General features: G+C 67.0%; 20 protein-coding genes. 9 read left to right on the forward strand and 11 right to left on the reverse strand.

Annotated elements, in window-relative coordinates:
* Positions 1–22 precede the first annotated feature (22 nt).
* Both ACZYZE_RS10825 and ACZYZE_RS10830 read right to left on the reverse strand, forming a co-directional pair.
* Positions 23–499 (reverse strand): hypothetical protein, encoded by a 477-nt coding sequence (locus ACZYZE_RS10825; RefSeq protein WP_463907612.1) that lies wholly within the window; start codon positions 497–499, stop codon positions 23–25.
* 10 nt (positions 500–509) lie between these two features.
* Positions 510–2,450, reverse strand: a complete 1,941-nt coding sequence (locus ACZYZE_RS10830) for a primary-amine oxidase (RefSeq protein ID WP_463907614.1) — start codon at positions 2,448–2,450, stop codon at positions 510–512.
* Positions 2,451–2,573: 123 nt separating this feature from the next.
* On the opposite strand from ACZYZE_RS10830, the gene ACZYZE_RS10835 reads away from it, so the two are divergent.
* The gene (locus ACZYZE_RS10835; RefSeq protein WP_463907616.1) at positions 2,574–3,173 is read left to right on the forward strand and encodes a TetR/AcrR family transcriptional regulator; all 600 of its coding nucleotides are present in this window, start codon (positions 2,574–2,576) and stop codon (positions 3,171–3,173) included.
* A gap of 123 nt (positions 3,174–3,296) precedes the next feature.
* Positions 3,297–4,247: an AraC-like ligand-binding domain-containing protein gene (locus tag ACZYZE_RS10840; protein ID WP_463907617.1), complete on the forward strand. Its 951-nt coding sequence runs from the start codon at positions 3,297–3,299 to the stop codon at positions 4,245–4,247.
* Positions 4,248–4,387: 140 nt separating this feature from the next.
* Here ACZYZE_RS10840 and ACZYZE_RS10845 read toward each other — a convergent pair whose 3' ends face one another.
* Positions 4,388–5,851, reverse strand: a complete 1,464-nt coding sequence (locus ACZYZE_RS10845) for an APC family permease (protein WP_463907619.1) — start codon at positions 5,849–5,851, stop codon at positions 4,388–4,390.
* A gap of 309 nt (positions 5,852–6,160) precedes the next feature.
* Between ACZYZE_RS10845 and ACZYZE_RS10850 the strand changes: the two genes are divergently transcribed.
* Positions 6,161–7,570, forward strand: coding sequence for an aldehyde dehydrogenase family protein (locus ACZYZE_RS10850; RefSeq protein ID WP_463907620.1), 1,410 nt, complete (start codon positions 6,161–6,163; stop codon positions 7,568–7,570).
* A gap of 508 nt (positions 7,571–8,078) precedes the next feature.
* Here ACZYZE_RS10850 and ACZYZE_RS10855 read toward each other — a convergent pair.
* On the reverse strand, positions 8,079–10,013 hold the full coding sequence (locus ACZYZE_RS10855; protein ID WP_463907622.1) for an FAD-binding monooxygenase: 1,935 nt from the start codon (positions 10,011–10,013) through the stop codon (positions 8,079–8,081).
* A 223-nt stretch (positions 10,014–10,236) separates the two neighbouring features.
* Here ACZYZE_RS10855 and ACZYZE_RS10860 point away from each other — a divergent pair, with 223 nt between their 5' ends.
* Genes ACZYZE_RS10860 through ACZYZE_RS10885 form a run of 6 tightly spaced genes read left to right on the forward strand, consistent with a single transcriptional unit; the run spans position 10,237 to position 16,750 of the window.
* A complete protein-coding gene (locus ACZYZE_RS10860) occupies positions 10,237–11,748 on the forward strand; it encodes a fumarylacetoacetate hydrolase family protein (RefSeq protein WP_463907623.1) in 1,512 nt (503 codons plus the stop codon).
* Entirely contained in the window at positions 11,741–12,445 is a 705-nt protein-coding gene (locus tag ACZYZE_RS10865; protein ID WP_463907625.1) for a GntR family transcriptional regulator, read from the forward strand. Before ACZYZE_RS10860 ends, ACZYZE_RS10865 begins: the two co-directional genes overlap by 8 nt.
* 58 nt (positions 12,446–12,503) lie before the next feature.
* Positions 12,504–14,018: a 5-carboxymethyl-2-hydroxymuconate semialdehyde dehydrogenase gene (gene hpaE / locus ACZYZE_RS10870; RefSeq protein WP_463907627.1), complete on the forward strand. Its 1,515-nt coding sequence runs from the start codon at positions 12,504–12,506 to the stop codon at positions 14,016–14,018.
* Between the two features lie 37 nt (positions 14,019–14,055).
* Positions 14,056–15,144, forward strand: a complete 1,089-nt coding sequence (hpaD, locus tag ACZYZE_RS10875; RefSeq protein WP_463907629.1) for a 3,4-dihydroxyphenylacetate 2,3-dioxygenase — start codon at positions 14,056–14,058, stop codon at positions 15,142–15,144.
* Between the two features lie 2 nt (positions 15,145–15,146).
* The gene (gene hpaH / locus ACZYZE_RS10880) at positions 15,147–15,932 is read left to right on the forward strand and encodes a 2-oxo-hept-4-ene-1,7-dioate hydratase (RefSeq protein WP_463907631.1); all 786 of its coding nucleotides are present in this window, start codon (positions 15,147–15,149) and stop codon (positions 15,930–15,932) included.
* On the forward strand, positions 15,917–16,750 hold the full coding sequence (locus ACZYZE_RS10885; RefSeq protein WP_459319391.1) for an HpcH/HpaI aldolase family protein: 834 nt from the start codon (positions 15,917–15,919) through the stop codon (positions 16,748–16,750). Before hpaH ends, ACZYZE_RS10885 begins: the two co-directional genes overlap by 16 nt.
* Positions 16,751–16,831: 81 nt before the next feature.
* Here ACZYZE_RS10885 and ACZYZE_RS10890 read toward each other — a convergent pair whose 3' ends face one another.
* The 7 genes from ACZYZE_RS10890 to ACZYZE_RS10920 form a co-directional block, all read right to left on the reverse strand.
* On the reverse strand, positions 16,832–17,230 hold the full coding sequence (locus tag ACZYZE_RS10890) for a hypothetical protein (RefSeq protein WP_459319392.1): 399 nt from the start codon (positions 17,228–17,230) through the stop codon (positions 16,832–16,834).
* Between the two features lie 243 nt (positions 17,231–17,473).
* Positions 17,474–17,920 (reverse strand): heat shock protein transcriptional repressor HspR, encoded by a 447-nt coding sequence (locus ACZYZE_RS10895; protein WP_459319393.1) that lies wholly within the window; start codon positions 17,918–17,920, stop codon positions 17,474–17,476.
* Positions 17,921–17,934: 14 nt separating this feature from the next.
* The gene (locus ACZYZE_RS10900; RefSeq protein WP_459319394.1) at positions 17,935–18,909 is read right to left on the reverse strand and encodes a DnaJ C-terminal domain-containing protein; all 975 of its coding nucleotides are present in this window, start codon (positions 18,907–18,909) and stop codon (positions 17,935–17,937) included.
* Between the two features lie 77 nt (positions 18,910–18,986).
* The gene (locus ACZYZE_RS10905) at positions 18,987–19,661 is read right to left on the reverse strand and encodes a nucleotide exchange factor GrpE (RefSeq protein WP_459319395.1); all 675 of its coding nucleotides are present in this window, start codon (positions 19,659–19,661) and stop codon (positions 18,987–18,989) included.
* A gap of 2 nt (positions 19,662–19,663) precedes the next feature.
* Positions 19,664–21,526 (reverse strand): molecular chaperone DnaK, encoded by a 1,863-nt coding sequence (gene dnaK, locus ACZYZE_RS10910; RefSeq protein ID WP_463907634.1) that lies wholly within the window; start codon positions 21,524–21,526, stop codon positions 19,664–19,666.
* A gap of 294 nt (positions 21,527–21,820) precedes the next feature.
* The gene (locus ACZYZE_RS10915) at positions 21,821–22,171 is read right to left on the reverse strand and encodes a hypothetical protein (protein ID WP_459319397.1); all 351 of its coding nucleotides are present in this window, start codon (positions 22,169–22,171) and stop codon (positions 21,821–21,823) included.
* Between the two features lie 181 nt (positions 22,172–22,352).
* Positions 22,353–23,081 carry a TetR/AcrR family transcriptional regulator gene (locus ACZYZE_RS10920; RefSeq protein ID WP_463907636.1) on the reverse strand — a complete coding sequence of 243 codons (729 nt, stop codon included), beginning with the start codon at positions 23,079–23,081 and terminating at the stop codon, positions 22,353–22,355.
* Positions 23,082–23,204 lie beyond the last annotated feature (123 nt).

The following is a 23,204-nucleotide window of genomic DNA, read 5'->3' on the forward strand; positions in this document are numbered from 1 at the left end:
GCTCTTCAACGACTGACGCGATTCAGCGGCCGGGCTGCGCCCGGAGCCGGGCCAGGACCGTCGCGGCGAGAAGCGCCGTCGTCATTTCCAGTACGATGACCGCCAGCAACGCGCCGGCGCCCGCTTCCGCCGCTCCCGCTGCCGCTCCCGCTGCCGCGGCCGCCGCGGCAGCGGTGTCATGGTGGATGTGGCCCGATGCCCCGGCGCCGGACCCCGCACCGAGGAGCAGGAGCGCGTGCACCCCGGTCATCGCCAGCGCCGAGGCCATGACCTGGCGAAGGGACCTGGCCCGTCCGTGACGCCAGATATGCACCGCGCACGGCAGGCACACCGCCACCATGGCAAGCATGAGCAGGTTCAGCCACATCCCGTGCTGCTTCCCGGCGACCAGCCACAGGTGCGCGAGGCACGACGCTGCCGTCACGGCGGCGCAGATCCGGGAATGGAAGACGAGGCCGGCCAGCCCGGCCCGGTGGCCCAATGTTCCTGCGGCCGTCACGGCTGCCGGACTAGCTGTGGCAGTGGCCGCCGGCCGGCTGTGCACTCGCGGGCACATCCAGCACGGGGCTGCGGTCAAAGAAGCCTTCCGGCCGGAGTTTGAAGCCGGCCGTGTCCACCGGCATGATGGGCCAGTCCTCGGGACGCGGGAAGTGGGTCAGTCCGAAGGTGTGCCAGAGAACGATGTCCTGGCCGTCCAGGTCCCGGTCCTGCGCAACATAGGCCGGCAGACCCGCCCCGCCGGAATGCTGGTTCACGAAGTCGCCCGTCGGGTACCGTTCCTCGGCGGCGAACCGCGTCACCCACAGGTCCTTCGTGGCAAACGCGGCGCGCCGGGCGATGGAGGACTCCGGGTCTGCCAGCAGTGTGGGTTGGCCTTCGGCATGGAGCTTGTAGGCCACGGCTTGCCCGAGGCGGTTCCGTGATTGCGGGTTGGAGATGACCCAGGTCCGGCCGTTGCGGGCGTCGGCCTCGCGCGCGCCCTCGGATTCGCGGGCGATCACCGTGCGTTTCCGGGAGAAGGCGTTGCCGCGCTCGTTGCCCTGCCCCATGGGCTGCCGGACCACGTCCTCCTCCTCCACCCGGTTGGTGAAGCCGTCGATCGCCATGTCCAGGCGGGCACTGAACAGGTGCTGGTGGAAGGGGGCGCCCAGGCCCGGGGCAAGCTGGGAGATGTTGTCCGATCCGCCCTCCGGGAAGGCGGAGGTGAAGACGACGCCGGTGGCCTTGGCCTCGAACTCGATTGTGCCGTCGAGGTAGAGGTACCAGTAGAAGCCGTAGTCGTAGTTGCCGATGGTGGTGAAGAAGGAGATCACCAGGCGGCGGTTGCGGCGGGTGTAGTTGATGCCCGTCCAGAGGTCGCTGTGCTTGGCCAGGATTCCCCAGTCTTCCTCGTGCATGCAGATGCCGTTGCGGATCTCCCGGGGGTTGCCGAAAGCGTCGCTGATGACGGGACTGAGGTAGGTGATCTCGCCGAGGCAGTCGCAGCCAAGTTCCAGGGAGTTGGCGTACTGACCCACAAGGTATTCACCGGTATCGAAGTAGTTCTGCCAGGACCGGATCGGCGAGGGATCCCCGTACGGGACCACCATTTCGGCGATGGACGCCCGGTTGATGACGGGCCGCTTGCGGTCACCGTCCTGGAAGGCGATGTTGTACAGCACCACCCCTTCGCGGACATCGAAGCCGACGTCGAGGCTCCATTTCTCCCACTCGATGTGGTTCCCGCCCGTGACGGTGAAGCTGGGCCCTTCCGGCTGGGTGATGTTGATGGGTTTCTGCGTGGTGCGGAGTGGCCCTGTCAGTTCAGGGTCCGTGTAGTTGCCGTGTTCGGCGGGAACCGGCACTGCGCCGGTGTCCAGCACCTGCGTCACCGTCTTGCTGACGACGTCGACGTACGCCACGAGACCGTCCACGGGATGCGCCCAGGCGCTGTCCTCGGGGAAATCCTGTACGAAGGCCAGGCCACGCAGGATCCTGCGCCCCTTTTCTTCCGGGTACTCGAAGACGCCGGCAGACAGTGGCGCGACACGGACCTTTCCGACGTCGAGCCCCCGCGCTGCGAGCGCCTCGAGCCAGCGCTCGTCCGCGGCGAGGAGCGCCTCCACCACCTCGAATTCTTCCTCCAGGACCGGGAGTTCGCCGGTGACGGCGGTGTCCAGTTGGACGGCGGACACCACCTCCTGCCGGGTCAACGAGACCACTGCGTCCGTGGGCGCACCGCCGGAGGTGTCATGGACAAAGATGCGGAACCGGCGGTCCTCAGCTTCGGAGGCAGCGCCGGTGGCGCCTGCGGCAGCAGCGCCGCGGACCGGATCCAGCAGGCCCAGGTACGCGATGCGCTTCTCCGGACCCAGGTGTCCGGCGGCGCGCAGGATCGCCTGCACTTCGGTGATTTCGGCGCCTGATGCCAGGCGGTACGGGGTGGCTGTGTCAACAGGTGCAAGCGTCATGGGTGACCTTTGTCCGGGACCGTGGCCGGTCGGGATTTTTTATTTTCTATAGTTGTAGAGAATAACGGTCCGTAAGATGGCTCACAAGAGTCAGATGCAAAATATTTCCGGGGAGCGGCCGCCGTGCCAAAGATTGTTGACCATAACGAGCGCCGGCTGGAACTGGTGGATGCCACGTGGCGGATCATCGCCCGCCTGGGCATTGAAGGCGCCACCATGCGCGAGATTGCCCTGGAGGCGGGCTTCGCCAACGGGGCCCTCAAGCCGTACTTCCCCACGAAGGACACCCTGCTGGAGTTCGCCTTCAGCCACGTATTCAACCGGACCAACCAGCGCATCGCCAACGGCACCGAAGGCAAAGCGGGACTGTCGGCACTGCGGGCGTTTTGCGACGAAGTTCTCCCGCTGGATGAAGAACGGGTCAACGAAGCGCGGATCGTCATCCCGTTCTGGCAGAAGGCCATCAACGACGACGCCAAGGCAGCCATCCACCAGGCGTCCATGGACGAGTGGCATGCAGCCATGCTGGGCTATCTCTCCGACGCCCGGGCGGCTGGCGAGATCGGCGCAGCCATCACCGACGCAGCAATCGCCGACCAGCTGTTGAACATGATGCTTGGCGCCCAGATTGCAGCAGCCCTGGCGCCGGCCGGCCAGGACAACTCCGCCCTGGCCGGCCAGATTGAGAACTACCTCCGGCTGATCGCGCCGCCCTCCTCCTAGGGCGCCGGATCTTTTTTCGCCGACTGTCGAAAAAAGATGACAACCGCACCGCCGCGGAGCTATCCTCGAAGGACTGTGTCCCGCGACACAGTCCTTGGATTGTTTCCGGCGTCAGGATTGTCGATGACTGCACCCACCACCCAGCAAGACCTCCGCACAAACGAGGCCGTCTCCTTCGACCACTGGCGGCACCTGGTGGCGGAATCGTTCGTGCCACTCGTGGCGGACACCGACAACGCCGACGGCTTCCAGGGCAAGATGCGGTCCCGGGTGCTGGACCGGATGTCTATTGTGGAAGTCACCGCAACAGGCCACGCGGTCCACCGCACCGCGGCGCTGATCGCCCAGTCCGGCCAGCGCTACTTCAAGCTGAACCTGCAACTCCAAGGCACCGGACTGCTGATCCAGGACAACCGCGAGGCACTCCTCCGCCCGGGCGACCTGGCCATTTATGACACCAATCGCCCCTACACCCTCGCGTTCGAGGAGCAGGCGCGGATGATGGTGGTCATGTTCCCCTGCGACACGCTCTCGCTGCCGCCGGAATACGTCGGGCAGCTCTCGGCCGTCAGGCTGGCCGGAGGAGCCGGACTCAGCGGCATCGTGGGACAGTTCATCGGGCAGTTGGCGGAAAATCTTGAGGTCCTTAGCGGCCCCAGCGGTTCACGGCTGGCCACCAATGCCCTGGACCTGGTCTCCACCATGCTGCATGCGGAAATGGATATCGCGCCGGACCGGATGAAACCCCAGGCGCTGCTGGCGGTCTCCGTCCGGGAGTACATCGAGGCACACCTGGCGGATCCCCTGTTGTCGCCGGCAACCATCGCCGCGGCCCATTTCATCTCCACCCGCCACCTGCACAACGTGTTCCACGAATCAGGGACAACCGTTGCGAGCTGGATCCGGAGCCAGCGGCTGGAAGGCGCGCGCCGGGAACTGCGGGACCCGCTCCACTCCGGAAAGTCCGTGGGTGCCGTCGCCGCCCGGTGGGGTTTCCTGGATGCGGCCCACTTCAGCCGCACCTTCCGGGACGCCTTCGGTGAATCACCCACCGACTGGCGGCGCGGCGCCTGAGACCCGGTGGGGGACCGGCTTCATCAGCCCCTGCGCCGGAGGGACGGCCGTGCCGCCGTCGCCTGCCGGCACATCCGTGTTCGAACCGATGTGCCGGCTCAGCTCCGTTTATGAACTCTGGCAGGTGGGCCGAAAGGGCCTCAGGGCACCAGCTGCGCCCCACGCTTCTCCACGTGCCGCTCCGCCAGCACGCCGGCTGCGAACACCACCGGGACCGCCGCCAGCAGCGCCACGGCAGTCTCGGCACTGCCGCCGATCAGCGACGTGAAATTGCTGACCACCAGGTACAGGACCCACGCCAGAAGCAGGGCTGCGAGCGTTGGGGCAATGAGGGTCTGCCAGAGCTGTCCGTCCGCCCGTTCCCGGCGGAAAAACCCGACGACGGCGGCCGAGCACAGCATGTACAGCACCAGCAGCGCCGCGACAGCCAGCCCGCTGAACCAGGAGAACAGGGTCAGTACCGGGTCCAGGGCCAGTACGGCGAAGGGTGCCACCAGGACGACGGCGGTGGCGGTCTGGACCCAGGCGGCTGCGGCGGGCGCGTGGTGCCGGTTGGTCCGGGCCAGGACGCCGGGCAGGGAGCCACGGAGCGCCAGTGAATGGAGGTAGCGGTTGATGCCGTTGTGGAAGGCGATGATTCCGGCCAGCAGGGACGTGACCAGCAGGATGCCGGTGGTGATTCCCGCCCACGGTCCGAACAACTCCACCATGGGAGCCAGGACAAAAGCGGTGGAGTCCCCGGACTCCAAGGCCGCACCGGCCGCGTCAACCACCCGGGACGGGCCGTAGTAGCTGACCAGCATCCACGAGATGAAGGAGAAGAACACGGCAATGACCCCGACCGACACGTAAGTGGCCCGGGCCACTGTGCGGTGGGCGTCCTTGGCCTCGGCGGAATAGATTGCCGTGGATTCGAAGCCGAACATGGAGGCCACGGCAAACATGATGGCCACGCCCGGGGCGCCGCTGGCGATGGCTTCCGGGGAGAAGGACGCCGCGATGCTGAGCCCCTCGGGGCCGCCGCCGCGGAAAAGGACGGTGAACCCGAACATCAGCAGGACGGCAACTTCCAGTCCCACCAGCACGGCCAGGACCCGGGCGCCGAGTTCGATGTTCAGCGAACCAAGCACCTGCACGCCGGCCATTGTGACCAGGGCCAGCAGCCACCAGGGAATGCCGACCCCGACCGAGGCCAGCAGGCCGGCGAAGGCGGCACCGTAGAGTCCATACATGGCGGCCTGCACCGTACTGTAGGCCAGCAGGGCCAGCCAGGCCGCGCCGGCACCGACCTGTCGCCCAAACGCGGCGGTCACGTAGGCGTAGAAGGCGCCATTCGCCTGAATTTTCCGGCTCATGGCGACAAATCCCACTGCAAAGATCACAATGACGATGCCGACAATCAGGTAGGCGCCAGGAGCGCCGGCGCCGTTGCCGAGCGCGGCCGCCAGGGGGGACGCCCCGACGATCCCGGTGAGGGGCGCCTGGGCGGACAGGACAAAGAACAGGATGCCCATCACGCCGATGCTGCCGGCACGGAGGGCGGTTGAATGCTCCTTGCGTGGAGCGGCTTCAGTGGTCCGGGACTCGGAATTCGAAATACTCATTGGATCCTTCTTAACGGTCATGAGCGCTGGGGAAATAGTGCCGGGCAGTGGTTTCAGGCACCTGAAATCCAGCATGCCAGCGGTCGCGGGCCGTGCCTTGTCCTGCAGCGATCAGTTGTTGTGCCTGAGCGCAGTGACGCCCAGTGCAGGCGTCGGCCCGGGCTCGCGGAAGAGGCCGCAACTGTGCGCCTCAGGCCAAGGGCCGTTCGCGGATTCACAAGACGGCTTCCTGCCGGGCGGGCAGACTCGAGGCATAGCCTCAGGCCATGCCGGCCGGTGCGCCTTGCCTACTCGAAGTGGAGTACCCCCTTGGAAACCTACGACGCCCTCCTGGCCTCGATCACCCCGAACGCCGGCGAAACCCGGACCGTCTTTGACCCCGCCACCGGTGCCGTCGTCGGCGAAGCGCCGGTCCACACCGTTCAGGACCTCGCACGGGCGGTTGCCGCCGCCGCAGCTGCCCAGCCGGCGTGGGCGGCGCTGGGCCACGACGCCCGGAGCGCCGCGCTGCTGAGGGCCGCCGACGCCGTCGAACGCTCCGCCGAAGAACTGGCCCGGCTGCTCTCCCGCGAGCAGGGCAAGCCCCTCAACGGACCCAACGCGCGGTTTGAGGTCGGCGCCTGCGCCGCCTGGCTGCGCGCCGCCGCCGGCACCCCGCTGGAACCGGAAACCGTGGTGGACGACGGCGAAACCCGCGCCGAACTGCGCTACCGGCCCATCGGCGTCGTCGGGGCGATCGGTCCCTGGAACTGGCCCATGATGATCACCGTCTGGCAGATCGCCCCGGCCCTGCGGATGGGCAATGCCGTGGTGGTCAAGCCCTCCGAATTCACCCCGCTGTCCGTCCTGGCCCTGGCCAAGGTCCTTAACGAGGAGCTCCCCGAAGGCCTGTTGACTGTGGTCAGCGGCGGCCGCGACGTCGGTGAAGCCCTGGCCGGGCACCCCGCGATCGGCAAGGTGATGTTCACCGGCTCCACCGCCACCGGCAAGGCCATCATCAAATCCTCCGCGGACACCGTCAAACGCCTCACGCTGGAGCTCGGCGGCAACGACGCTGGCATCGTCCTGCCCGACGCCGACCCGAAAGCGATCGCCGAGGGCCTGTTCTGGGGCGCCTTCATCAACACCGGCCAGACCTGCGCGGCCCTCAAGCGCCTCTACGTCCACAGCGACATCTACGACGCCGTCTGCGCCGAACTCACCACCGTCGCCGCTGCCATGCCCATGGGCAACGGCCTCGACGAGAACAATGTCCTCGGCCCGCTGCAGAACCGCCAGCAGTACGACATCGTGGCCCGGCTGGTCGATGCCGCCCGCGATTCGGGGGCCAGGATCCTGCTCGGCGGCAACCCGGATGCGGACCGGCCCGGCCATTTCTACCCCGCCACCCTGGTGGCGGACATCGACAATGACAACCCGCTCGTCGCCGAGGAACAGTTCGGACCCGCCCTGCCTATCATCCGCTACCGCACCGTGGACGAGGCAGTCACCATGGCGAACGCGCTCGACGTCGGCCTCGGAGCCTCCGTCTGGTCCTCCGATCCGGCCGAAGCACGGAAAGTGGCGGCCCGCCTCGAAGCCGGCACCGTGTGGATCAACAAACACGGCGCCGTGGACCCGAGGATCCCCTTCGGCGGAGCCAAGCAGTCAGGCTACGGTCTCGAGTTCGGCGTCGAAGGCCTCAAAGCCCTCGGCGTTCCGCAGGTGATCAACGGCTGACCGGTCGGGAGTAGCCTGCGACGACGGCGGCCGGGGGACAGTCCGCCCCGGCCTCCGGGTCACCCCATATGCCTGGCACATGCCGCCGCCGACTACCGGACCGGGCAAGCAGCCACAAGCTGAGGGCTCCGCCGCGCACAAAAAGTGCGGCTTCCCGGCGTCGAACACCTTCTTCGACGCAGCGTTGAGCTGAATTCGCTACGGATCCGGGCTGGTGACGCGCAAGCGCTACAGCGCTGCGGGTATACCCGCAGCGCTGTACCGTTTGCGCGTCATGGGACGTTTTCCGCAGCGGAATTGGTCTGAGCAATGGATTTGGGCGGGGGCGGGGCGGGACTTTCTGGATTCGTCCCTGCTTCCCGGGTGACGACGCTCCATCCCAGTTACTCGGTGCCGGGCCCCGCCTCCACCCCAGGAACCGCGGGATTCCGAGGGTGCGCAGAGGTGCGGCCAGAAGCAACTGGGCGGGAGCGTCACCACGCCGTCGGCAGGGTGCCCGGACCGCCGCTTAGCCCGCGTGATCCTGGAATTCGGGGGCGCGGTTGCCTGCCCGTAGGAGGGGCGCAAAGAACGCGCCGAGCTCGGTCGTCGCCGCAAGGGGCAGGACGTTGGCCACGTACTGGTCCGGTCGCACCACCACAACTACGCCCCCGCGGTCGAGGCCGCGCAGTTCGAAGATGTCCGCCGCCGGATCGGTGGCGTAGACCTTCTCCAGGCAGGTGAGCCGGAACGGCCCCACCTGCGGCTTGAACGCTGCCGGGACGGCACCGATGTCGATACTCGTGTGGTCCTGCTGGTAGATGACCTTCACGTCGAACCAGGCGTCTCGGTCGGCGCCTTCGGGGGTGGCGGCGAGCGGGGATTCCGGCGAGTTGGCAATCCACTCGGCGAAGTCGGCAACCGGCAACGCCGTGCCCTGCTGCCCGGTTTGGGGAGCGGCCGCGTCGGCGAAGACGTAGATGCGCCAGCGGCCGTCCGCGGCGGCTTGGTGGCCGAGGTGCACCGGGTTTGTATCGCAGACCCGCACAACAGGCGCGGATTTGAAGCGCTTGCCGATGGTGAAGCCGGAGGCCAGCGCCTGGTGGACGGGCGCAGCGATGAGCATGGAGGAGGCGTACTGGGTCATAAAGCCGGCGGGGAACTCGGCGGTGCTTACGTAGAAGTCCTCGAGCTCGGAGGGGCTGTTGAATTCCTCGGGCTTCTTCGCCATGAGCGTCGACCACTCCTTGTCGAAGTCGATGAGGTTCTTCGCGATGACCTGGCGCTCGGCCGAATACGTTGACAGCAGGCTCTCCGGGCTGCGGCCCTCCAGCACGTGTCCGAGCTTCCAGGCCAGGTTGAAGCCGTCCTGCATGGAGACGTTCATGCCCTGGCCCGCCTTGGCGCTGTGCGTGTGGCACGCGTCGCCGGTGATGAATACGCGCGGCGTGCGGTTGCCGCGCTGGTCCGGGAGTACGTCGTCGAACCGGTCGGTGAGGCGGTGGCCAACCTCGTACACGCTGTGCCAGGCGACGTTGCGCACGTCGAGCGTGTAGGGGTGGAGAATGTCGTTCGCCTTGGCGATGATCTGCTCGATCGTGGTGCTGCGCACTGCGCCGGCGTCGTCCGGCGGGACCTCGCCAAGGTCGACGTACATGCGGAAGAGGTGGCCGCCCTCGCGGGGAATCAGCAGGATACTGCCGCCCGTGCCGGATTGTATCGCGCACTTCGTGCGGATGTCCGGAAAATCCGTGACGGCGAGGACGTCCATGACCCCCCAGGCGTGGTTTGCCTTGTCGCCGGCGAGCGTGCAGCCGATCGACTCCCGAACCTTGCTCCGCGCGCCATCGGCACCGACAACGTATTTCGCCCGGACGGTGCGCTCCTGACCCTCGTCGGGCCCGGCCGTGTGGACGAGGGTCACCGTGACAGGGTACTCGCCCGCGTCGGCGACCTCCAGGCTGCGGAACTCATAGCCGTAGTCGGGCGACATGCGGGTGGGCGAGTTCGCCATGAACTCGCCGAAGTAGTCCAGAACGCGGGCCTGGTTGACGATCAGGTGCGGGAATTCGCTGATGCCCGTCGCGTCGTCGACGGCGCGGGCGGCACGGACGATGCGGGAAGGGTCCGCCGGGTCCGGCTTCCAGAATGCCATTTCGGTGATGCGGTACGCCTCGGCGATGATCCGCTCGGCGAAGCCGAAGGCCTGGAAGGTCTCGACGCTCCGGGCCTGGATGCCGTCGGCCTGGCCGATGGCGAGCCTCCCGCCGCGGCGCTCCACGATCCGCGTCGTGACGCCCGGGAACTGGGACAGCTGCGCGGCCGTGAGCATGCCCGCGGGCCCGCTGCCCACAATGAGCACGTCGACCTGGTCAGGAAGTTGCGTGGGCCGATCGATGCCGACGCCGGCGACCGGCTGGACTCGCGGGTCACCGGATACGTAACCGTGGTGGTGGAACTGCACGGGCTTTCCTCACTTCGTTGTGTGGCGGCCTGGCGCCGTCTTTGGTGTTCGATATTAGAACTAGGTGTTCGATAATCGAAATCTAGCTGCGATCCACAACTGTACGGCAGGTATGACGTGCGTTACAAGCGCTTTGAAAACTCCCAAGAACAGGGGTTGACGTTCGACAGTTCCCGGGACATAGTGTTTCGTATACGATTTCGTACTCGATGAGGAGTAACTCTTGGAACAGGTCACCGACCACATCCTGGCCGCGGCCCGCAAGGTCATCGCGGTGCATATCAACTACCCCAGCCGGGCGGCCCAGCGGGGCCGTACCCCCGAGCAGCCCTCCTACTTCCTGAAGCCGTCATCCTCCCTGGCCTTCAGCGGATCAACGGTGGAGCGCCCGGCCGGCTGCGAACTCCTCGGCTACGAGGGCGAGATCGCGCTGATCATCGGCAAACCCGCCCGCCGCGTGGGCATCGAGGACGCCTGGCGCCACGTCGAGTGGGTCACCGCCAGCAACGACCTCGGCGTCTACGACCTCCGCTACGCGGACAAGGGCTCCAATCTCCGGTCCAAGGGCGGCGACGGCTTCACACCCGTGGGCCCGGGCCTGATTGCCGCGGACGCCGTCGACCCGGCCAAACTCCGCATCCGCACCTGGCACAACGGCGATCTGGTCCAGGACGACACCACCGGGGACCTGCTGTTCCCGTTCGCCCGCCTGATCGCGGACCTCTCGCAGCTGCTCACCCTCGAGGAGGGTGACATCATTCTGACCGGCACACCGGCCGGTGCCTCCGTCGCCCAGCCGGGCGACGTCGTCGAGGTTGAAGTCAGCGCTGACAGCACGACGGCGGGCGGCGCCGCCGGCCTTTCCAGCGGCCGGCTGGCCACCCGGGTGGAGGAAGGCTCGACGCCGTTCGCTGACTTCGGTGCTGGGCCCAGGGCCGATGATCTCCAGCGGGAGGAAGCCTACGGCTCTCGTGAAGCGGCAGGGCTCGCGGCCGTCGGGCATGTCCTGGAACCAGAGGCGCCGGTCCCGGTCCTGGCCCCGCAGCTGAAGGCGAAGCTGGAAAGCGTCTGCACCGCCACGCTGTCCTCCCAGCTGCGCAAGCGCGGCCTGAACAACGTCAGCATCGACGGCCTTACCTCCACCCGCCCGGAGAAGCGGATCGTGGGCCTGGCGCGGACCCTGCGCTACGTGCCTAACCGCGAAGACCTCTTCAAGTCCCACGGCGGCGGCTTCAACGCCCAGAAGAAGGCCATCGATTCGGTCAACGAGGGCGAAATCCTCGTTATGGAGGCCCGGGGCGAAAAGGGCACCGGCACCCTCGGCGACATCCTGGCCCTCCGCGCCCAGGTCCGCGGCGCCGCCGCCATCATCACCGACGGCGGCGTACGTGACTTCTCCGCCGTGGCCGCCATGGACATGCCCACGTACTACGCCAACCCGCACCCCGCCGTCCTGGGACGCCGGCACATCCCGTGGGACACGGACATCACCATCGCCTGCGGCGGCACTACCGTGCAGCCCGGGGACATCATCGTGGCCGATTCGGACGGCATCCTGGTGATCCCCCCGGCGCTGGCCGAAGAGCTCGCGGACGATTCCATCGTCCAGGAGCGTGAGGAAACGTTCATCGCCGAGATGGTGCAGCAGGGCCACAGCGTGGATGGCCTCTACCCGCTGAACGCCAAATGGCGGGCAAGCTACGAGGAATGGGAAGCCGGCAAAACCAATGGCTGACATAGCCGCTGACCTAGGCACAAACGCTGCCGCGCACACAGCCAGCAAGTCCGAGCAGGCCTACGCCGCCGTCAAAGCCCGCATCGTCGACGGGACGTACTCCCCCGGCTACCGGCTGGTGCTGGCAAAGATCGCCGAGGACCTGGGCGTCAGCGTGGTGCCGGTCCGTGAAGCCATCCGCAGGCTCGAGGCTGAGGGCCTGGTCAAGTTCGAGCGGAATGTGGGCGCCACCGTGGCCGGCATCGACCCCACCGAATACCTGTACACGATGCAGACGCTGAGCATCATTGAGGGCGCCGCCACGGCCCTGTCGGCTCCGTTGATGGGGGCGGCGGACATTGCGCGCGCCCGCGCCGTGAACGCCGAGATGCGGGAGTGTCTGGAGCACTTCGATCCGGTCCGCTTCACCGCGCTGAACCAGGACTTCCACAGCATCCTGTTCGAGCACTGTCCCAATCCGCACATCCTGGACCTCGTCCAGCGGGGCTGGAACCGGCTCGCGTCCCTCCGCTCCTCAACGTTCCGCTTCGTCCCCGGCCGCGCCCACGAGTCGGTGGACGAGCACGAGGCGCTGCTGAAGCTCATCGAAACCGGCGCCGGCACCGATGACATCGAAAAGGCCGCCCGCCTCCACCGCTCCGCCACCCTGGACGCGTACCTTGCCCAAAGCAACGCGGGGTCACTTAGCGCCCATTGAGGGGGCCCGCATGGGCCGTAAGTGACCCCGCGTTGCAATATCAGTTAGGAAGACAACAATGACGTTTACCGCTCCTGTTACCACCACCCACTACGTTCCGCAGGGCCTTCCCACCCACATCCAGCATTACATCAACGGCGAATTCGTTGATTCGGTGGGCGGCAAAACCTTCGACGTCCTGGACCCGGTGTCCAACACCAACTACGCCACCGCCGCGGCCGGCCAGAAGGAAGACATCGACCTCGCCGTCGCCGCCGCCCGCGAGGCGTTCGTCAACGGCCCGTGGCCGCGGATGAAGCCCCGCGAACGGGCCCGCATCCTGAACCGGATCGCCGACGCCGTCGAAGCCCAGGAGGCACGCCTCGCCGAGCTCGAGACCTTCGACACCGGCCTGCCCATCACCCAGGCCAAGGGCCAGGCACTGCGCGCGGCCGAGAACTTCCGCTTCTTCGCGGACCTGATAGTGGCCCAGTTCGACGACGCCATGAAGGTCCCCGGCGCCCAGATCAACTACGTCAACCGCAAGCCGATCGGCGTCGCCGGCCTCATCACGCCCTGGAACACGCCGTTCATGCTGGAATCCTGGAAGCTCGCCCCCGCGCTCGCCACCGGCAACACCGTGGTCCTGAAACCGGCCGAATTCACCCCGCTCTCCGCCTCGCTCTGGGCACAGATCTTCAAGGACGCCGGCCTGCCCGACGGCGTGTTCAACCTGGTCAACGGCCTCGGCGAGGAAGCCGGCGACGCGCTGGTCAAGCACCCGGACGTCCCGCTGATCTCTTTCACCGGTGAAACCACCACGGGCCAGACAATCTTCCGTAACGCCGCGGCCAACCTCAAGGGCCTGTCCATGGAGCTTGGCGGCAAGTCCCCGTGCGTCGTGTTCGCCGACGCCGACCTCGACGCCGCGATCGATTCCGCCCTGTTCGGGGTCTTCTCGCTCAACGGCGAACGCTGCACCGCCGGCTCCCGGATCCTGGTGGAGCGGGCCGTGTACGAGGAATTCTGCGCCAAATACGCCGCCCGCGCCAAGAAGATCGTGGTCGGCGACCCGCACGACCCCAAGACCGAGGTTGGCGCGCTGGTCCACCCGGAGCACTATGCCAAGGTGGCCTCCTACGTGGAGATCGGCAAGTCCGAGGGCCGGCTGCTGGCCGGCGGCGGCCGCCCTGACCACCTCCCGGAGGGCAACTACATCGCCCCCACCGTGTTCGCCGACGTCGCCCCGGACGCCCGGATCTTCCAGGAGGAGATCTTCGGCCCGGTGGTTGCCATCACCCCGTTCGACAACGACGACGAAGCCCTCGCCCTGGCGAACAACACCCGGTACGGCCTCGCCGCCTACATCTGGACCCAGAACCTGACCCGCGCCCACAACTTCTCGCAGAACGTCGAGGCCGGCATGGTGTGGCTCAACAGCCACAACGTCCGTGACCTCCGCACACCGTTCGGCGGCGTCAAGGCCTCCGGGCTGGGCCATGAGGGCGGTTACCGCTCCATCGACTTCTACACCGACCAGCAGGCCGTGCACATCACCCTCGGCACGGTGCACACCCCCAAATTCGGCGCCTAAGCGCCACGCGACCCCACCTCAAAGAAGAGAGAACCTCATGACAAACTTCGTCCCCACCCCCACCGTCCCGGCTCCGGACATCGTCCGCTGCGCTTACATGGAAATTGTGGTCACCGACCTCGCCAAGTCCCGCGCGTTCTACGTGGACCTCCTGGGCCTGCACGTCACCGAAGAAGACGAGAACAACATCTACCTGCGCTCCCTCGAGGAGTTCATCCACCACAACCTGGTGCTCCGCAAGGGCCCCATCGCCGCCGTCGCGGCCTTCGCCTACCGGGTGAAGTCCCCCGCCGAAGTCGACGCCGCCGAGGCCTACTACAAGGAACTGGGCTGCCGCACCGAACGCCGCACGGAAGGATTCACCAAGGGCATCGGCGACTCCGTCCGGGTGGAGGACCCGCTGGGTTTCCCCTACGAATTCTTCTACGAGACAGAGCACGTCGAACGCCTCACCCAGCGCTACGACCTCTACTCCGCCGGCGAACTCGTCCGGCTGGACCACTTCAACCAGGTCACCCCCGACGTCCCGCGCGGCCGCAAGTACCTCGAGGACCTGGGCTTCCGCGTTTCCGAGGACATCAAGGACTCCGACGGCGTCACCTACGCGGCCTGGATGCACCGCAAGCAGACCGTCCACGACACCGCCCTGACCGGCGGCAACGGCCCCCGGATGCATCACGTCGCGTTCGCCACCCATGAGAAGCACAACATCATCCAGATCTGCGACAAGATGGGCGCCCTGCGCATCAGCGACCGGATCGAACGCGGCCCCGGCCGGCACGGCGTCTCCAACGCCTTCTACCTCTACATCCTGGACCCGGACGGCCACCGCATCGAGATCTACACCCAGGACTACTACACCGGCGACCCGGACAACCCCACCATCACCTGGGACGTGCACGACAACCAGCGCCGCGACTGGTGGGGCAACGCCGTCGTCCCCTCCTGGTACACCGAGGCCTCTCTGGTCCTGGACCTCGACGGCAACCCGCAGCCCGTCATCATCCGCGAGGAAAAAAGCGAAATGGCCGTGACCGTGGGGGCCGACGGGTTCTCCTACACCCGCAAGGACGGGGATGGCCACGCCGGGGAAAAGACCGGGTTCAAGCTCGGCGCGCAGCTGTAGCCATGCTGGATGCCAAGACGATCGAGTCCATCGCAGACGAACTGCTGGAAGCCGGCCGCAGCCGGACCCCGATCCCCCGCCTGACTGCCCGCTACCCGGATATGACGGTGGAGGACTCCTACGCCGTGCAGCAGCTGTGGCGGCGGCGCAATGAGGACGCCGGCCGGCAGCTCGTGGGCCGCAAGATCGGCCTCACGTCCAAGGCCATGCAGGCCGCCACCGGCATCACCGAACCGGACTACGGCGCCATCTTCGATGACATGGTCCTCGAGACCGGCTGCTCCGTGGAGTGGGACCGTTACGCCCATCCCCGGGTGGAGGTGGAACTGGCGTTCGTGCTGAAGAAGGACCTGTCCGGACCCGGCTGCACCATCTTCGACGTCCTGAACGCCACCGACTACGTGGTGCCGGCCCTCGAAATCCTGGACTCCAGGATCGAAATGGAAGGCAGGACCATCGTGGACACCATCGCCGACAACGCGGCCATGGGCGCCATGGTGGTGGGCGGCAACCCCGTCCGTCCCGACGCCGTGGACCTCCGCTGGGTCTCCGCCATCCTCTACAAGAACCAGACCGTGGAGGAAACCGGCGTGGCCGCAGGGGTCCTGGACCACCCGGCCAACGGCGTGCACTGGCTCGCCAACAAGATCGCCGCCCACGGCGACGCCATGTCGGCCGGCGACATCATCCTCGCCGGCTCGTTCACCCGGCCCCTCTGGGTGTACAAGGGCGATACCGTCCACGCCGACTACGGACCGCTAGGGAGCATCACATGCCGCTTCGAGTAGAACCAGACCCCACCTTCCGGGACGCCCTGCGCAACCAAACCGGCGCTGCCGGCCGCCCCCTTGCCGGAATGTGGGTCTGCGCCGGCAGCGCCCTGGTGGCAGAACTCTGCGCCGGCTCCGGCCTGGACTGGCTCCTGATCGACGCCGAGCACAGCCCCAACGGACTCGAATCCATCCTCGCCCAGCTCCAAGCCGTCAACGGGTATCCGGTCCAGGTGATGGTCAGGCCGCCGGTGAACGACACCGTGCTCATCAAGCAGTACCTGGACCTGGGCGTCCAGAACCTGCTGATCCCCATGGTGAACTCGGCAGCCGAGGCGGAGGCCGCCGTGGCCGCCACCCGCTACCCGCCGCACGGCGTCCGCGGCGTCGGTTCCGCCCTGGCCCGGGCCGCGCGCTGGAACCGGATCCCCGATTACCTGGCCAGGGCCAGCGACACCGTCAGCGTCACCGTCCAGATCGAGTCCGTTGCCGCCGTTGCCTCAGTGGAGAACATCCTCTCCGTAGACGGCGTGGACGCGATCTTCCTGGGGCCCTCCGACCTTGCCGCCTCCATGGGGCTACTGGGCCAGCAGGAACACCCCCAGGTGCGCGCCGCCGTCGAACACTGTCTCGCCGCCGCCACAACGGCCGGCAAACCCGCTGGCGTGAACGCTTTCAACCCGGCAACGGCCCGCGCCTATCTCGCAGCCGGGGCAGCTTTTTTCCTGGTGGGCGCCGATGTGGCCCTGCTGGCCCGCGGCTCCGAGGCACTCGCCGCAGAATACATCCCGCCGGGCCCGGTGGTTGAGCCTATCGGCACCCCCGCCAGCTACTGACGGCCACCACAGCAACGCGGGGTCACTTCGCGCCCATAAAACCCCTCGGGATGGGCTCGAAGTGACCCCGCGTTGCGGGGCTCAGGCGGCGGCCGGTGCGATCGCGGACCGTACGGCCGTCTGGTTCCGGAGCCAGCGGGCAAGTTTCTTGCCCTTCCCCGTCCACCAGCTGTCTTCATCGCCGTTGTGGCGCCAGCGGAAAATTACAGCTACCAGGATGAAGACGCCGGCGGCCACGTCCTGCCATGCCCCGGACGCGGCATCGATCAGCACGATGACCGCCATGACCAGGATCGAGGGCAACGCGAGTGTCGTGAACACGGTGTTGGCCACAAAGCGGCGGCGGGACCGTGGCACCGACACCACACGGACCATGTCGAAGCAGACGCAGACCAGCACCAGGGTCTGCCCGAGCGACATCAGAATGGAACCCGGCAGCGATCCCGCGAAGACCGCGACCGTTTGCAGTCCCGAGCTCATGGCTTAGCCGCCTGCACCGCAGCGACGGGTCTGTACAGCTTCATTGAACCAATCATCATTGCCCCCCGACAATCAGACGTGCTTACCCGTCCAATTCAACGGGCCTGGACCTCCGGAAGTCACGGATCGGCGGTACCCGTCTTTCTGGAACGCGACTACTCGACAAACGCGGCGGAGTACTCAGTCCCGGCCGGCAACCACGTGGACAGGGCTGCGGGCCCGTGGAAAGGTTGCAGGGATTGGTCAGCCCTTCGGGAATTCGAACCCCGTCCCGCGCGGCTTCCACACCACAAGGGCCTGGGAGCGGGCGCGGGGGCGTTTTCCACGGGCAAGGCTGACCACGTCGCCGGCTGTTCCGGCCGCGAATATGCGGGAGTCCAGGGCCTGCGGCCGGCGCTGCAGTTCCTCGGTCAGTTCAATAACCCGGCGCTGCAGGGCGGTCACCTGGTTCTCGAGCTGGAGGATCCGCTTGATGCCTTCGAGCGAGACGCCCTCCTGCGAGAGCCGCTGTACCTCGCGGAGCATGTTTACATCCCGCTGCGAGTACCGCCGGGATTTGCCTGGCGCACGGCTCGGCGAGACGATACCCAGCCGGTCGTACTGCCGCAGCGTCTGCGGGTGCATGTCCGCCAGTTCCGCGGCGACGGAGATGACGAAGATCGGCTGGTCGAAGTCAAACTCGATGGCCATGGCAGGGCCCGTTCCTAGAGCCTTGCCTTGGCAGCCAGTTCGGCGCGGACGTCCTCGCCGGCAGTGGCGGCGGCGAAGGCCTTGACGGCGTCCTCCGCTTCCTTGCCCAGCTTCCGCGGAACGGCGACGTCGATGGTCACCAGCAGGTCGCCGGTCGCCTTGGTGTGCTTGACGCCGCGGCCCTTGACCCGGAGCGTGCGGCCCGACGGTGTCCCGGCCGGAACACGGACCTTGACCTTGTCGCCGTCGATGGTCGGGACCTCGATGTCGGCGCCCAGGGCAGCCTCCGGGAAGGTGACCGGAACGTGGATGCGCAGGTTGTCGCCGTCGCGGACGTAGAAATCGTGCGTCTTCACCGAGACCGTGACCATAAGGTCCCCGTTGCCGGCCGGGCCGTACTGGCCCTTGCCGCGAACGCGGACCTTCTGCCCGTCCTTGATGCCGGCCGGGATGCGGACGTCGATGACTTCGCCGTCCGGTTCACGCAGCCCGATGGTGGTGCCGCGGATGGAGCCTGCGAAGGAGATGCTCGTGGACGCGGTGCGGTCCGAGCCCTTCTGCGGACCGCGCTGGAACGACTGTCCGCCGCCGCCACCGCCGAACAAATCGGCGAACTCGGGCGGGATGCCGCCGGAGGTGCTGAACCCGCCGGAATGGCGGCCGGCGTTGCCGGTGAAGAGACCGCCGAAGAGGTCCTCGAATCCTGCGCCGCCACCGGCGCCGCCGCTTCCGCCGGGGGCGAAGCGTGCGCCGCCTCCCATGGCCCGGATGGCGTCGTACTGCTGGCGCTCATCGGCGTCGGAAAGCACGGAATAGGCCTCGGAGATGTCCTTGAATTTCTTCTCGGAAGCGGTATCCCCGGCGTTGGTGTCCGGGTGGTGTTGCCGCGCGAGCTTCCGGTAGGCCTTCTTGATGTCGGCCTCGGAAGCGTCTTTGGCGACGCCAAGGATCTTGTAAAAGTCCTTGTCCACCCAGTCCTGGCTAGCCAATGGCGTTCCTTTCAAAAGTAATGGGTCGGTGGTTGAGCCTGCCGAAGTCTCGACAGGCTCAACCACCGAAGGTAATGCTAGGCCGGTACAGCCACAATGACCTGTGCTGCGCGGAGCACACGGTCGCCGGACTTGTAGCCCGAGCGCAGGACCTGGCTGACGGTGTCGATCTCGACGTCCGGGCCGGGCTGCTGGATGAGGGCTTCGTGGATCGTGGGGTCGAACTCCACGCCGGTCTCATCGATGCGCACGAGGCCGTACGTCTTCACCGCGTTCTCCAGCTTGGCTGCGATTGCGGCGAACGGGCCGTCCGTCAGGTCGCCGTGCTGGCGGGCGGCGTCGACGTCGTCGAGTACCGGAAGCAGGGAGTTCAGGACGCCGATGACGGCCATCTCCCCCGCCACTGCGCGGTCGCGTTCGACACGCCTGCGGTAGTTGACGTACTCGGCCTGCAGGCGGCGGAGGTCGTTCCTGAGCTCCTCCGCTTCGGCCGGGTCCGCACCCTGGGCCACGGACTCCGCGGCCGGCACCTCAACGCTGTTGAGGATGTCTTCCGCCTGGGACAGGGCGTCCCCGGAGCCTGTGTCCCCTGCGGCGTGGCGCTCCTGGTCCGGGTGGCGGGCCTGGCCGGTCTTCGGATCAACCTTGCGGTTGTCGTGGATGATCGGCTTCTGCGGCTCGTTTTCCCGCTGTTCCGCGTCGCGACGGTTCTCCGAAGAACCGTGCTCTTCTTCGTTACCGTGATGCGGCATGATTACTTCTTCTCGTCTTCGTCAACAATCTCGGCGTCGACGATGTCCTCGTCGGCTCCTGCTGCCTGATCCCCGGCGGGGGCGCCCTGGGCGCCGGCTGCACCGTCAGGGGAACCGGGCTGGGCGTAGATAGCCTCGCCGAGCTTGGTCTGGGAAGCCTGCAGCTTCTCAAACGCGGTCTTGACCGCTGCGTCATCGGTGCCTTCGAGGGCGGCCTTGAGCGCGTCGACGTCGGCCTGGACCTCGGTCTTGACCTCTTCCGGCAGCTTGTCGGTGTTGTCGGCGATCAGCTTGTCCACGGAGTAGGCGAGCTGCTCGGCAGTGTTGCGTGTGTCGGCTGCCTCGCGGCGGGCCTTGTCCTCTGCTGCGTGCTCCTCGGCGTCCTTGACCATGCGGTCGATGTCTTCCTTCGAGAGGCTGGAACCGCCCGTGATGGTCATGGACTGTTCCTTGCCGGTGCCCTTGTCCTTCGCGGAGACGTGCACGATGCCGTTGGCGTCGATGTCGAAGGTGACCTCAACCTGCGGGACGCCGCGCGGAGCCGGAGCGATCCCGGTCAGCTCGAAGGTGCCCAGCGGCTTGTTGTCGCGGGTGAACTCGCGTTCGCCCTGGAAGACCTGAATGGACACGGACGGCTGGTTGTCATCCGCCGTGGTGAAGGTTTCGGAGCGCTTGGTCGGGATGGCCGTGTTGCGCTCGATCAGGTGCGTCATGATGCCGCCCTTGGTTTCAATGCCGAGGGAGAGCGGGGTGACGTCGATCAGGAGAACGTCCTTGCGCTCGCCCTTCAGAACGCCGGCCTGCAGGGCGGCGCCGACGGCGACGACCTCATCCGGGTTGACGCCCTTGTTCGGCTCCTTGCCACCGGCGAGCTCCTTGACCAGGTCGTAGACGGCCGGCATCCGGGTGGAACCGCCGACGAGCACGATGTGGTCGATCTCGGAGAGCTTGATGCCGGCTTCCTTGATGACGTCGTGGAACGGCTTCTTGGTGCGCTCGAGCAGGTCCTTCGTGAGGTCCTGGAACTTCGCGCGGGTCAGCTGCTCATCCAGGTGAACCGGGCCGTCGGGGGTGACGGAGAGGTACTGGAGGGAGACGTTGGTGCTGGTGGAGGAGGAGAGTTCCTTCTTGGCCTGCTCCGCTGCTTCCCGCAGTCGCTGCAGGGCGATCTTGTCCTTGGACAGGTCGATACCCTTGACCTTGAGCTGGTTCAGGAGGTAGTCGACAACGCGCTGGTCCCAGTCGTCGCCGCCGAGGCGGTTGTCACCGGCGGTGGAGCGGACCTGGATGGTGGAGAAGTTGTCTTCGTCCTTACCCACCTCGAGGAGGGAGACGTCGAAGGTTCCGCCGCCGAGGTCGAAGACGAGGATGAGCTCGTCTTCCTTGCCCTTGTCCAGTCCGTAGGCCAGTGCGGCCGCGGTGGGCTCGTTGACGATACGCAGCACCTTCAGGCCCGCGATTTCGCCGGCTTCCTTAGTGGCCTGGCGCTCGGCGTCGTTGAAGTACGCGGGGACGGTGATCACGGCGTCCGTGACCTTCTCACCCAGGTATGACTCGGCGTCGTTCTTGAGCTTCATGAGGATACGGGCGGAGATTTCCTGCGCCGTGTACTTCTTGTCGTCGATGGCGACGGACCAGTCGGTGCCCATGTGGCGCTTGACGGAAGCAATGGTGCGGTCAATGTTGTTGACGGCCTGGCGCTTGGCGATCTCGCCGACCAGCACCTCGCCGGACTTGGAGAATGCAACAACCGACGGCGTGGTGCGGCCACCCTCGGCGTTGGCAATGACGGTGGGCTCGCCACCTTCGAGAACGGAGACGACGGAGTTGGTTGTTCCGAGGTCAATACCTACTGCACGTGACATGTGTTGCTTCCTTCTTTTCTTGGAAACTTGCTGGCTCCGGTGATCGAGCTGCTGCCCGGCGATCGGGCCGGGGCCCGACGACCGGGCCTGCCGAGATCGGTGCTCGCCCAGTCATTGAGCGATCTGCACTCAACTTTACTCAGGCCGCAGTCAAAGTCAATCCAAAGTTGAGTCGGGTACGCTCAACTTTGGATTTCAGCCGGACAGAAAGGCGTCCCGGCGTGCCAACTTCCCCGGAATTCCGCGCAGAGGAAGCGCCACACGCGGCGGTTTCGCTCTGCGCGAAGTCCCTGCCTAGCGGTCCGTACGGGGTGCTTGTCCGGCGGTTCCCGCCGCGCCGTAGTCACCTTCCTCATACTCGCCGTCTTCGACGACGGCCGGTGTTTTGCCGACGGCGCCGGCTTTGCCGTAGTCGCCCTCGGGGTACTCACCCTCGGCATCGCCGACGGCGGCCCCGTCGGCCACGCCAGCCGTGCCGTAGTCACCGGCCGGGTATTCGCCTTCTTCTGCGGCAGCCGGATTCTCGCCTGTCACGCCCGCCGCGCCGTAGTCGCCCTCGACGTACTGCCCCTCGGCAAGTTCGGCTTCGGCCTCTTTGCCTTCGGCGTGCGCTGCCGTTCGATCGGACTCACTATTCTCAGACATGGAGGGATCCTTCCTGGAAGCATCGGGCACGCCCGGGCGGGCGCAGTGGCAGTCTATCGAGCGCCACGGGGAGGCGACAGGGGGCAGGGCAATCATGGTCCGGCAGGGCCGGGCGGCCAGCTGGGGCAGCCCCCTAGTCAGCCGGGCGGTCCGCCGGGCGGTCCGCCGGCTAGTGCGCCGGCTAGTGCGCCGAGGGGCGGAGGCCCGCGAGGTCCGCCAACACGGTCAGATGATGGTCGAAGAGCTCATCCGGGGCAGCAAAGGTGTCTGCGCCGTACTGGCCGAAGACCTCGAAACTGACCGCCCCGAACAGCGAGGTCCACACCAGGGCACCCCGCGCCAGCGGCCCGTCCGGCACCGCCAGGCCCATCTCGCTGCGGATCCGCTCGAGGTCAGCCGCGAGCGGCGGCACGACGGCGTCCGGCCCGCCTTTAGCGGCCAGCCGGCCGGCGCGGTGGGCCCCGTCCAGGATGGTCATCAGGGCAAGGATTACCCGGGTTCCGGGCCCGATGGTCCGTTCGGCCGGGGCCCGGTAGCCGGGCACGGGACTGCCGAAGAGGAGTCCATAGCGGGCAGGCTCGCGCAGGGCCCACCTCCGGACGGCAGCACCCAAGGCCCTGAACCGCCCGGCAAAGTCCTCCTCCGGGAGGGCCCCGACGGCGGCGTCCACCTCGTCGCCCAGTTCACTGTACGCATCGATCAGCAGCAAGGTCAGGAGCTCTTCCCTGTTCGCCACGTAGCGGTAGACCGCCGACGACACCACGCCGAGATCCCGGGCTACGGCGCGCAGGGAAAGCGCGGCCGCCCCATGGAGCGCCAGATGCTCCCGGCCGAGGCGCAAAATGTCCTCAATGGTCCGGACGCGGGCCCGCTCGCGCGGGGTTGGGGGCTTGGCGGCGGGCGAATTCATGACCCCAGCTTGCCACAAAACAGAGCAGCGTCAACATAAGAGAGCAGCGCTCTTGACTTCTGTGCCGGATGATTCCATTCTGGAGCTGGAGAGCACTGCTCTCCCTAGCCACGAGGAGACCCC

This window comes from Pseudarthrobacter woesei (assembly GCF_055412745.1).

Bases quoted from the DNA above. Each gene is read 5' to 3' on its own strand.
- ACZYZE_RS10830 (WP_463907614.1), bottom strand. From the start codon at position 2,450: ATGACGCTTGCACCTGTTGACACAGCCACCCCGTACCGCCTGGCATCA.
- ACZYZE_RS10840 (WP_463907617.1), top strand. From the start codon at position 3,297: ATGACTGCACCCACCACCCAGCAAGACCTCCGCACAAACGAGGCCGTC.
- ACZYZE_RS10845 (WP_463907619.1), bottom strand. From the start codon at position 5,851: ATGAGTATTTCGAATTCCGAGTCCCGGACCACTGAAGCCGCTCCACGC.
- ACZYZE_RS10865 (WP_463907625.1), top strand. From the start codon at position 11,741: ATGGCTGACATAGCCGCTGACCTAGGCACAAACGCTGCCGCGCACACA.
- hpaE (WP_463907627.1), top strand. From the start codon at position 12,504: ATGACGTTTACCGCTCCTGTTACCACCACCCACTACGTTCCGCAGGGC.
- hpaD (WP_463907629.1), top strand. From the start codon at position 14,056: ATGACAAACTTCGTCCCCACCCCCACCGTCCCGGCTCCGGACATCGTC.
- hpaH (WP_463907631.1), top strand. From the start codon at position 15,147: ATGCTGGATGCCAAGACGATCGAGTCCATCGCAGACGAACTGCTGGAA.
- ACZYZE_RS10885 (WP_459319391.1), top strand. From the start codon at position 15,917: ATGCCGCTTCGAGTAGAACCAGACCCCACCTTCCGGGACGCCCTGCGC.
- ACZYZE_RS10890 (WP_459319392.1), bottom strand. From the start codon at position 17,230: ATGAGCTCGGGACTGCAAACGGTCGCGGTCTTCGCGGGATCGCTGCCG.
- ACZYZE_RS10895 (WP_459319393.1), bottom strand. From the start codon at position 17,920: ATGGCCATCGAGTTTGACTTCGACCAGCCGATCTTCGTCATCTCCGTC.
- ACZYZE_RS10905 (WP_459319395.1), bottom strand. From the start codon at position 19,661: ATGCCGCATCACGGTAACGAAGAAGAGCACGGTTCTTCGGAGAACCGT.
- dnaK (WP_463907634.1), bottom strand. From the start codon at position 21,526: ATGTCACGTGCAGTAGGTATTGACCTCGGAACAACCAACTCCGTCGTC.
- ACZYZE_RS10915 (WP_459319397.1), bottom strand. From the start codon at position 22,171: ATGTCTGAGAATAGTGAGTCCGATCGAACGGCAGCGCACGCCGAAGGC.
- ACZYZE_RS10920 (WP_463907636.1), bottom strand. From the start codon at position 23,081: ATGAATTCGCCCGCCGCCAAGCCCCCAACCCCGCGCGAGCGGGCCCGC.